The following is an 8,580-nucleotide window of genomic DNA, read 5'->3' as shown; positions in this document are numbered from 1 at the left end:
CGCGTTGGGGTAGACCGACCTGGTCGGGCCGTCCACCAACTGGACAGAAGGAGGATGGCCCCCCCACCGGAGGCGGCCCGATGGGCGCTTCCGTTGCCGGGCTCCAGGCGGGTTCAGGCGGGGCGGTCCGGCTGCGCCGCAGGTCGGTGGGCCGGGCCGTACGGGCCGTACGGGCCGTCAGCGGGTCGGGCTGCCGGTGCGGGCGATCAGCGCGTTCAACAGGGCGGCCCCGCGCTCGGCGTCGTCGACGCTGATCGCGAAGTCCTTCCCGCGCTTGGTGCGGACCACCAGGCACTCGCCCCGGCGCAGGAACACGGTGGTGCCCCGGCGGTTGGCGCGGTAGCCCCAGCCGCCGGCCCCGCGGGCGGTGAGCCGCTCGACCCGGGCCGAGACGAGTTCGGCGGGGGAGAGCTTCCGGGCGGGCCAGCCGAACGGGCCGAAGCCGACGCGCAGTCCCTCGTCGGTCACCCGGACCCGCACCGAGGAGCAGAGCAGGAGGACGACTGAGGAGAGGGCGAGGATGACGACGGTCGCCCAGTCGGGCTCCGCCAGCCCGCCCACGGCGACCAGCACGGCCGTCACCGGGACCAGCGCCGTGACGGCGGCGAGCAACTGCAGCCACGGGTTGGCGGCCTGGGAGAGCCAGACCGTTCGCTCGCCGGCCCTCAGTTCCAGCACCGGCGTGCCGGGCCGGGCCGGGGCGGTGGCGCCCGGGCGGGTGGCCAGCCAGGACAGCACACCGGCCAGGCCCGCCGCCACGACGATCAGGACCACCTCGATGCCCATCGGCGCGGCGTCCTGCCAGCGGGCACGGTCCAGGTTGGCGCGCACGATGGAGGTCTGCGCGCCCGTCAGCAGCACCCCGGTGGCCGCCAGCACCGGCCCGGCCCACCGGCGGGCCGAGTCGGTCCGGTACCGGAGGGCGACGGCGACACCGAGCGCCACCACGAGCCAGACGCCGGCCGGGAAGAGCGCCGCCGCCGTCACCGACATCGAGCCGTCCGGGTCGCGCCCGCTCCAGTGGGTCGCCACCTGCGCCGGCAGCCGGTCGCGTGCGGCCAGCGGCAGCGCGATCAGCAGCGCCAGCACGCCGAGCGTCCAGGCCACCGACCCCAAGAGCGCCCCCCGGCGCACCGGCCGGCTTGAGACGGTTTCTCCTGCGGGCTCTTCGTCCCTCACGACATCCCCCTGATCAGATCCACGAGATCGTTCCTGCTGTAGCCGGCCCGGGCCGCTTCGGCGATCAACTGCCGTACCCGGTCCACCAGTTCGGCGCGCGTTCCGGCGTCCGCGGCGACCGTGATGCCACGGCCCCGGCGGAACTCCAGCACCCCCTCGTCGCGCAGGGCGCGCAGCCCGCGCAGCACGGTGTTGGTGTTGACGCCGAGGGCCCGCGAGAGCTCCCGGGCGGGCGGCAGTTTGTCGCCGGGGGCGCACTCGCCCTCCGCGACGGCCCGTCGGATCGCGCCCGCCACCTGCTCGTGCAGCGGGCGGGCGTCGCCAAGGTCCAGCTTCAGCAACATGGTGCTACTGACGTTAGCACCATCCAGATCTGGTGCGTACCGGCGGTCCACGGCCGACCATGGACCTGGAGGCGGTGCGGTGAGCGGACGGCTGCGGGTGTTCCTGGGGGCGGCGCCGGGGGTCGGGAAGACGTACGCCATGCTCGCCGAGGGGCGGCGGCTGCGCGACGAAGAGGGCCTGGACGTCGTGGTCGGCCTGGTCGAGACGTACGGCCGCCGGGGCACCGAACAGCAGCTCGGCGACCTGCCGGTGCTGCCCCGCCGGACCGTCCACTACCGGGGCGCCCGGTTCACCGAACTCGACACGGCCGCCCTGCTCGCCCGCCGCCCCGCACTCGCCCTGGTCGACGAACTCGCCCACAGCAATGCGCCCGGCAGCGGCCACCCCAAGCGCTGGCAGGACGTCCGCCAGCTCCTCGACGCCGGCATCGACGTCGCCACCACCGTCAACATCCAGCACCTGGAGAGCCTCAACGACGTCGTCGAGCAGATCACCGGCGTCGCCCAGCGCGAACGGATCCCCGACCAGGTGGTCCGCGCCGCCGACCGGATCGAACTGGTCGACCTCAGCCCCGAGGCCCTGCGCACCCGGATGGCCCAGGGCGGGATCTACCCGCCCGACCGGGTCGACATCGCCCTCGACCACTACTTCCGGGCCGGCAACCTCGGCGCCCTGCGTGAACTCGCCCTGCTCTGGCTGGCCGACCGGGTCGAGGAGGAACTCGCCGACTACCGTGCCCGGCACGGCATCCGCGCCCCCTGGGAGACCAAGGAACGCATCGTCGTCGCCCTCGACGGCGCCCCGCAGGGCGAGCACCTGATCCGCCGCGGCGCCCGCACCGCCACCCGGGTGCACGGCGACCTGATCGGCGTCCACATCCGCCCCGACGACGGCACCACCACCCGCGAGCCGCCCGGTTTGGCCGCACAGCGCGCCCTGCTGCACGAACTCCACGGCAGCTACGTCGAGGTCAACGCCGGGGACGTCGCCCGCGCCCTGGTGGACTTCGCCCACGCCGAGAGCGCCACCCAGATCCTGCTCGGCCCCACCAGTCGCAGCCGGCCGCGCGAACTGCTCTCCGGCTCGGTCATCAACCGGGTGATCCGCCTGGCCGGCCCGATCGACGTCCGGGTGCTGCCCCCGCCCGAACCCGGCCTGCTGGCCGTCCCACCCGCCCCCAGGCGCCGGCGCCCGGCCGCCGTACCGCTGCCCCGGCGCCGGCTCGCCTGGCTGCTCGGCCCGGCCACCGCCGTCGCCCTCGCCTGGGCGCTCTCCCCGCTGCGCGGCTCGCTCGCGCTCGGCGGCGTGCTGCTCTGCCTGCTGCTCGCCGTCGCCGCCACCGCCCGGCTCGGCGGCCTGCTGCCCGCCGCCGGCACCACCGTCGCCGGGGCGCTCGCCGCCGACTGGTTCTTCACCACGCCCTGGCAGAGCCTCAGCGTCCAACGCGGCGCCGACCTCGCCGTGCTCCTGCTCTTCCTCGCCGTCGCCGGGATCATCGCCCACCTGATCGACGGCCTCGCCCGCCGCTCCCAGCAGGCCGACCGGGCCCGCGCCGAGGCCGCCGTCCTCGCCCACCTCGCGGGCGAGACCGTCGAATCCGGCGCCCGGGCGCTGCCCGACCTGGTCGCCGAACTGCGTCAGGTCTTCGGCCTGGACGGCGCCGTCGTGCTGGTCCGCACCGGGCAGCTCTGGCAGCCCGCCGCCGCCTCCGGCGCCGGCTACCCGCTGCGCCCCGACGAGGCCTCACTCGCCGTCGAGCTCGGCCCCGACACCGTCCTCGCGCTGCGCGGACCGGCACTCAGCGAGGAGGACACCCGGCTGCTGGGCCCGTACGTCACCCAGCTGCGGCTGGCCCGCGACCGCGAGCGGCTCGCCGCCCAGGCCGCCGCGGCCGAGACCCTCGCCCAGACCGACGCCCTGCACACCGCCCTGCTGGAGGCGGTCGGCCAGGACCTGCGCGCCCCGCTGGCCGCGTTGCGCCGGGACGCCGCCGAACTGCCGGCCCCGCAGCGGCGGCGGATCGACGCCCAGGTGCGGCGGATGGAGCGGCTGGTCGCCAATCTGCTGGACCTCAGCCGGCTGCGGGCCGGGGAGATCCCGGTGGTACTGCGGCCCACCGCGCTGCGCCCGGTGGTGGCGGCCGCGCTCTCCGGCGCGGGCTTGCACGGGAACGGCGAGGTCCGGCTCGCCCTGGGCGACGGGCTGCCGCCGGTGCTCGCCGACCCGGGCCTGCTGGAGCGCGCCGTCGCCGACGTGCTGGCGGCGGCCGGGCGCCCGGCCGCGGTGGACGCGGGCGCCGTGGCGGGCCGCGTCCACCTGCGGGTGAGCGCCCCGGGCGGGGCCGAGCCGGTCGGGCTGACCGTCGCCCGGGGCTTCGTGGAGGCGATGAACGGCGAGCTCACCGTCGAACCGGCTCCGGGCGGCGGGACGGCCTACCTGCTCGACCTTCCGTGCGCGGCCTAGCTGTACCGGTCACGAGCGTGTATCGGCCACGAGCGCCGCCGGTCGCCGATCAGGCCGAACTCCGGCGGCGGCTCGCCGATCTCGGTCGCCGCCACCCGGCGCGGCGGCTGCTTGCGCGGGAGGCCCGGCCCGGGCGGGTCAGCGTAGGTCGAGCCGAACACCACGGGCACGTCGCGCTCCACGCCCCCCCGCACGGCCTCGAAAGTTCGATATCGAACAGCCTGTGGGGCATGCCGGTCCGCATGGGCGCTGCGAGGCACCCGTCCGAGGGTGATCCCCGCCCGCCGGGTAGGCCGAACGGGTGAGGGCGAGCCGGGTGTGCGTCCGCGTATGGAGTGCGTTGGGAATGGCGTCCAGGCCGTCAGGAAGCCGTCAAGAACGGCTGGTCGGCGCCCGGACGGCGGTTGGGTGGAGAGCGACGGACAACGCGACCAGACGAGGACGGATCATGCACGGCAACGGTCGGCACCAGGACAGCGCGGGCCCCAGGGTGGTGGTCGGCGTCAGCGGGTCGCTCGGAAGCCTCGCGGCACTGCACCGCGGCGTCGCCGAGGCCCGCGGGCGCGGCGCCGTCCTGGTGCCGGCACTCGCCTGGGAGCCGCCCGGCGGCGAGCTCGGCTACCGCCGCTCGCCCTGCCCGCCGCTGCTGGCCGCCGTACGGGAGGCCGCCGAGCAGCGGTTGAACGAGGCGCTGGACGCGGCCTTCGGCGGGGCCGACCCGGGGGTGTCGATCCGGCCGATCGTGATTCGCGGCGAGTCCGGGCCCGCCCTGGTGCACGTCGCCGACCGGGCCGACGACCTGCTGGTGCTCGGGCAGAGCGGCGGCCTGTTGCGCCGCCGGCTGCGGCGCTCGGTGTCCGCGTACTGCGCCAAGGAGGCCGGCTGCCCGGTGCTGACCGTCCCGGTGCCCGATCTGCTGCACCACCTGGAAGCTCTCCACCGCCGCGCCCGCTGGCACCTGCCGGTCGGCCCCGCGCCCGAACTGATCGCGGCGAAGGGGTAGTCCAGGGTGCGGATGTACTCGGCGCGACCCGGCGGCACCCGCTACCACCCGGTGCTGGACCGCCTCTCGACGGGCACCTCGGGCACCGTCGCCCTGCTCGGCGGCGGCCTGCTCGCCCTCGGCTTGCGGGGGCTCGGCGAACTGCACTCCGGCTGGCTCGCCCTCGTCGCGTACCTGGCGCTGTGCGGCCTGGTCGGCGGCTTCGCCCGCCCGCAGGCCGCGCCGCTGATCGGTCTGGCCGCCTGGGTGTGCTGCAACGCCTTCGCCGAACACCGGCACGCCGAACTCGGCTGGTCCGGGCCCTGGCCGGAGGCCTGGCACTTCGCGGTGTTCACCGCCACGGCCCTGCTGGTCTCCCTGCCCGCGGCCCTGCCCCGCCGGACGGTGCGGGCGGCGCTGCTGCGCCTGGACCGTCCGGCCTGAGGCGCCCCCCGAGGACGGTCCGCCCGCGCGGGCGGACCGCGCCGGACCCGGGGGCTCCGGCCGGTACTCCGGAGCCCTCGGCGACCGGTGCAGAACAGGTGAGGCGCCCCCGGCGCCTCCCGGTGGAGTGGCCGCCGTTCGGACAGCGGGTCCGCCGCCCGCAGCGGCCACTCCATCCAACCGTCAGGCCTTCCGGCGGCGGGGGAGGGGAGCGCGGCCCCGGGCGGCCCCGCAGGCGAGCCCGCACGGCAGGAAGGCGGCCGCGTGCCAACCGCCGTACGCGAGAGAGCCTTGCGGCTCAGCAGCATCGCACCCCAGGGCGTCAGGGTGATCACACCCGCACCGGCCAGCCCGACGAGCGCGCCCGGGGCCGACCGCTCGTGAGCATCCGTCAGGGATTGTGTCCGGCAGGCGGGTTGGAGGCCCCGCCGGGGCGGCCGGGATAAGGACGCGCAGAATGTCCGTATGCGGATGACGAACAGGCCGAAGACACCGGACGCGCGGAACACGTCGATCACACCGATCACACCGATCACACCGAGGACGGCGACGGTCGAGGACGCCGAGCCGATGGTCGAAGTGCTGGTGCGGGCCTTCGGGGACGACCCGATGATGTGCTGGTTCTTCCCCGAGGGCGTCACCCGCCCGGCCGCACTGGGCGGTTACTTCACCACACTGCTCACCCGGCAGTACCTGCCGCACGGGGTGTGCGAGCGCACCGAGAACGCCGCCGCGTTATGGGTGCCACCGGAGGCGCAGGACAAGGCCGTCCCGGACGCGGAGACGATCCGGGAGCTGACCGGGCTGCTCGGCGAGCAGGCCGAGCCGTTCCGGCGCTCCGTCGAAGCGGCCGCCGCGAACGCGCCGCAGGAGCCGCACTGGTACCTGGCGGTGCTCGGCGCCGACCCGGTCGCCCAAGGGCGGGGGCAGGGATCCGCCCTGCTGCGCTCCGGGCTGGCCCGCGCCGACGAGGCGGGGCTGCCGGTCTACCTGGAGTCCTCCAAGGAGGCGAACCTCGCCGTGTACGGGCACTTCGGCTTCGAGGTGCTGGAGGAGGTCCGGCTGCCGGGGAACGGGCCGACGCTGTGGGTGATGCGACGCGCTCCGCGCGACCCGGCGGACGCGTAGCCCCGGTGTCAGTCGTCGGCGGGGAGTTCGGTCGGGACGGCGATGACGTCGACCAGGGCCTCGCCGCGCAGGACGGTGAGCGGGATCGGGCGGCCGATGGCGTCGGCGAGCATCAGGCGCTGGAGGTACTGGGCGCTGCCCATGGGCTCGGCGGCGGTGAGCAGCAGGTCGCCCTCGTGCAGGCCGGCCCGGGAAGCGGCGCCTCGGCCTCGGGGACACGGCCCGGTCCGGGGAACGTGCCGGCCATGCTGCTCACCCCTCTCCGGGGTGCGGGGTCGGGTTGCCGCAGGTCCGCAGGTCCGCAGGTCCGCAGGTCCGTAGGTCTGCAGGCCCGCACGTTTCTGCAGGTAGCAACAACGGCACCGGGGGCCGGCTTCCACCTCCGTCCTGGCGAGTTCTTGGCGTCGGGAAAGCAGCAAAGAACACGCAAAGTGAGCGTAGAGTTCGAGCAAAGCCGCATCTGTGGGAGGGGCTCATGGACACCATGCTGGAGCCGGACTGGCGCACGCTCGGAGAGCCGGGCGGCGGGCGGCTCGGGACGGAACACCTCCTGATCAACGTCGCCGGGTCGCCGGGCCCCGCCGGAGCGGCGCTCACCGCCGTCGGGGTGACGGCGGACCTCCTGCACTCCCTGCGCCGCGACCGCGACGGCCGGTGGGGCGCGGACGACGGGAGCGGCGACGGGGTGCCCGCCCGGGAGGTGCTCGGCCCGGCCGGGGACGACGCCCTGGTGCTGACCGGCGCCGCGGCCCGGGTTCTCGCCGAGGCGACGGAGCGCGCCCGCCGGGACGGCGAGCGGAGCTTCACCGCCGAGCACCTGTTGCGCGCCCTGCTCGCCGACGACCGCACCCGCGCCGCCGAACTGCTGCACGCGGTGGGCGTCCCGCCGCAGGCCGTGCTCGACCGCCTGGACGGCACCGAGGTTCTGGACGGCACCGAGGTTCTGGACGGCGCCGAGGTCCTGGGCGGCGCCGCGCCACTGGCCGTACCGGACCGTTCCGACCCGGCCGTGCCGCAGCCCGGGGGCGAGCGCCCGGACCCCCTCGACCCGTTGCTGCACCCCACCCGGGAGGCGCTGCTCACCCGCCGTAGCCACCGACTCCCGCGCTGGAAGCGGCTGTTGCAGCCGGGGGCGGCGGGCCGCGGAGCCTGGATCCGGCTGGAGGCGGACGCCCAGGCCCTGCGCTTCGGCCGCCGTACGCCCGGCACCGAGCACGTCCTGCTCGCGCTGCTGGCCGTCCATGAAGTGGCCCGCCGTGAGCCCCAGCCGGACGTGGACTGCGCCGGCGGCGAGCTGCTCGCCCGTCTCGGCCTCGACTACGCCGGCCTTCACGCCGTCCTCGACGTCGGCGAGGTGCCGCTGCCCGCCGACCCGCGCTCCGTCGAGACCTACCTGGCCGGCGTCGCGGCCCAGGGCACCGAGCACTTGGTCCGGGCCCTGTTGGCGGAGGACACCCGCGCCCGACGCCTGGTCGAGGCATCAGGACCGACGCCCTGGGACGGCGTCCCCGGTGGGACGGGCCGCTAGACCTCGCCGAGCGGGACGCCCGGGTCGGCCAGCCGGTCGGCGTCCACCACCCGCCCCGAGCGGACCAGTTCGCGGATCGGGTCGGTGACGTCCCAGACGTTGACGTTCATCCCCGCGAGCACCCGGGCGCCGGACAGCCAGAACGCGAGGAACTCGCGGGTGGCCGGGTCGCCGCGGAACACCACCCGGTCGTAGCCGCCCGGCTCGACGTAGCCGACGTACTCCATGCCGAGGTCGTACTGGTCGGGCCAGGACCCGGGAACACCCTCGCGAGGGGAAGACGGGCCTGTCGCTGGTCAGTGTCGACTCCACGACCGTGCGCGCCCGCCACGACGCCGCCGGGATGCTCGTAGGCGAGGACGTCATGACGGCCCTGGAGGAGGCCGCGCGCGAGCAGGAGGCGGCCCGGCAAAAGGGGCTCTTCTGCTCCATCTGTGGGTCGCTGAGGAGCGCCTGACGCAGTACACGCCGTCCCCTGTGCAGATCTTGAGGTGTCGAGACTCAGGATCTG

General features: G+C 75.6%; 9 protein-coding genes and 1 pseudogene. 5 read left to right on the top strand and 5 right to left on the bottom strand.

Annotated features, from left to right (window positions below; genetic code table 11):
• Window positions 1-177 precede the first annotated feature (177 nt).
• Window positions 178-1,107 (bottom strand): DUF1648 domain-containing protein, encoded by a 930-nt coding sequence (locus ACFQ87_RS35085; protein ID WP_380614964.1) that lies wholly within the window; start codon window positions 1,105-1,107, stop codon window positions 178-180.
• A gap of 68 nt (window positions 1,108-1,175) precedes the next feature.
• The gene (locus ACFQ87_RS35080; RefSeq protein ID WP_380614963.1) at window positions 1,176-1,523 is read right to left on the bottom strand and encodes a GntR family transcriptional regulator; all 348 of its coding nucleotides are present in this window, start codon (window positions 1,521-1,523) and stop codon (window positions 1,176-1,178) included.
• A 79-nt stretch (window positions 1,524-1,602) separates the two neighbouring features.
• Here ACFQ87_RS35080 and ACFQ87_RS35075 point away from each other — a divergent pair, with 79 nt between their 5' ends.
• Complete coding sequence (locus tag ACFQ87_RS35075; protein WP_380614962.1) at window positions 1,603-3,987, top strand: DUF4118 domain-containing protein; 2,385 nt, start codon at window positions 1,603-1,605, stop codon at window positions 3,985-3,987.
• Here the strand turns inward: ACFQ87_RS35075 and ACFQ87_RS35070 are convergent.
• Window positions 3,984-4,157, bottom strand: coding sequence for a hypothetical protein (locus tag ACFQ87_RS35070; RefSeq protein ID WP_380614961.1), 174 nt, complete (start codon window positions 4,155-4,157; stop codon window positions 3,984-3,986). The genes ACFQ87_RS35075 and ACFQ87_RS35070 overlap by 4 nt on opposite strands.
• A 278-nt stretch (window positions 4,158-4,435) precedes the next feature.
• On the opposite strand from ACFQ87_RS35070, the gene ACFQ87_RS35065 reads away from it, so the two are divergent.
• From ACFQ87_RS35065 to ACFQ87_RS35055, 3 genes are all read left to right on the top strand, one after another.
• Window positions 4,436-4,990: a universal stress protein gene (locus tag ACFQ87_RS35065; protein WP_380614960.1), complete on the top strand. Its 555-nt coding sequence runs from the start codon at window positions 4,436-4,438 to the stop codon at window positions 4,988-4,990.
• 12 nt (window positions 4,991-5,002) lie between these two features.
• Window positions 5,003-5,413, top strand: a complete 411-nt coding sequence (locus tag ACFQ87_RS35060; RefSeq protein WP_380614959.1) for a hypothetical protein — start codon at window positions 5,003-5,005, stop codon at window positions 5,411-5,413.
• Between the two features lie 570 nt (window positions 5,414-5,983).
• The gene (locus ACFQ87_RS35055) at window positions 5,984-6,541 is read left to right on the top strand and encodes a GNAT family N-acetyltransferase (protein WP_380614984.1); all 558 of its coding nucleotides are present in this window, start codon (window positions 5,984-5,986) and stop codon (window positions 6,539-6,541) included.
• Window positions 6,542-6,549: 8 nt separating this feature from the next.
• Here the strand turns inward: ACFQ87_RS35055 and ACFQ87_RS35050 are convergent, their stop codons facing one another.
• Window positions 6,550-6,684, bottom strand: coding sequence for a hypothetical protein (locus tag ACFQ87_RS35050; RefSeq protein WP_380614958.1), 135 nt, complete (start codon window positions 6,682-6,684; stop codon window positions 6,550-6,552).
• A gap of 332 nt (window positions 6,685-7,016) precedes the next feature.
• Here ACFQ87_RS35050 and ACFQ87_RS35045 point away from each other — a divergent pair, with 332 nt between their 5' ends.
• A complete protein-coding gene (locus ACFQ87_RS35045) occupies window positions 7,017-8,069 on the top strand; it encodes a Clp protease N-terminal domain-containing protein (RefSeq protein WP_380614957.1) in 1,053 nt (350 codons plus the stop codon).
• Here the strand turns inward: ACFQ87_RS35045 and ACFQ87_RS35040 are convergent.
• Window positions 8,066-8,332, bottom strand: a pseudogene (locus tag ACFQ87_RS35040) (oxidoreductase C-terminal domain-containing protein); the annotation flags it as partial. The gene ACFQ87_RS35045 and the pseudogene ACFQ87_RS35040 sit on opposite strands and share 4 nt — an antisense overlap.
• Window positions 8,333-8,580: the final 248 nt, after the last annotated feature.

This window comes from Kitasatospora sp. NPDC056531 (genome assembly GCF_042794375.1).
Lineage (GTDB): Bacteria > Actinomycetota > Actinomycetes > Streptomycetales > Streptomycetaceae > Kitasatospora.
Note: the sequence above shows the minus strand (reverse complement) of the source record. Positions and strands in the feature narration are given on the sequence as shown.

Excerpts from the sequence above, each read along its gene's own strand:
- ACFQ87_RS35065 (WP_380614960.1), top strand. The coding sequence starts at position 4,436 with ATGCACGGCAACGGTCGGCACCAGGACAGCGCGGGCCCCAGGGTGGTG.
- ACFQ87_RS35045 (WP_380614957.1), top strand. The coding sequence starts at position 7,017 with ATGGACACCATGCTGGAGCCGGACTGGCGCACGCTCGGAGAGCCGGGC.
- ACFQ87_RS35055 (WP_380614984.1), top strand. The coding sequence starts at position 5,984 with ATGGTCGAAGTGCTGGTGCGGGCCTTCGGGGACGACCCGATGATGTGC.
- ACFQ87_RS35060 (WP_380614959.1), top strand. The coding sequence starts at position 5,003 with ATGTACTCGGCGCGACCCGGCGGCACCCGCTACCACCCGGTGCTGGAC.
- ACFQ87_RS35080 (WP_380614963.1), bottom strand. The coding sequence starts at position 1,523 with ATGTTGCTGAAGCTGGACCTTGGCGACGCCCGCCCGCTGCACGAGCAG.
- ACFQ87_RS35050 (WP_380614958.1), bottom strand. The coding sequence starts at position 6,684 with ATGGGCAGCGCCCAGTACCTCCAGCGCCTGATGCTCGCCGACGCCATC.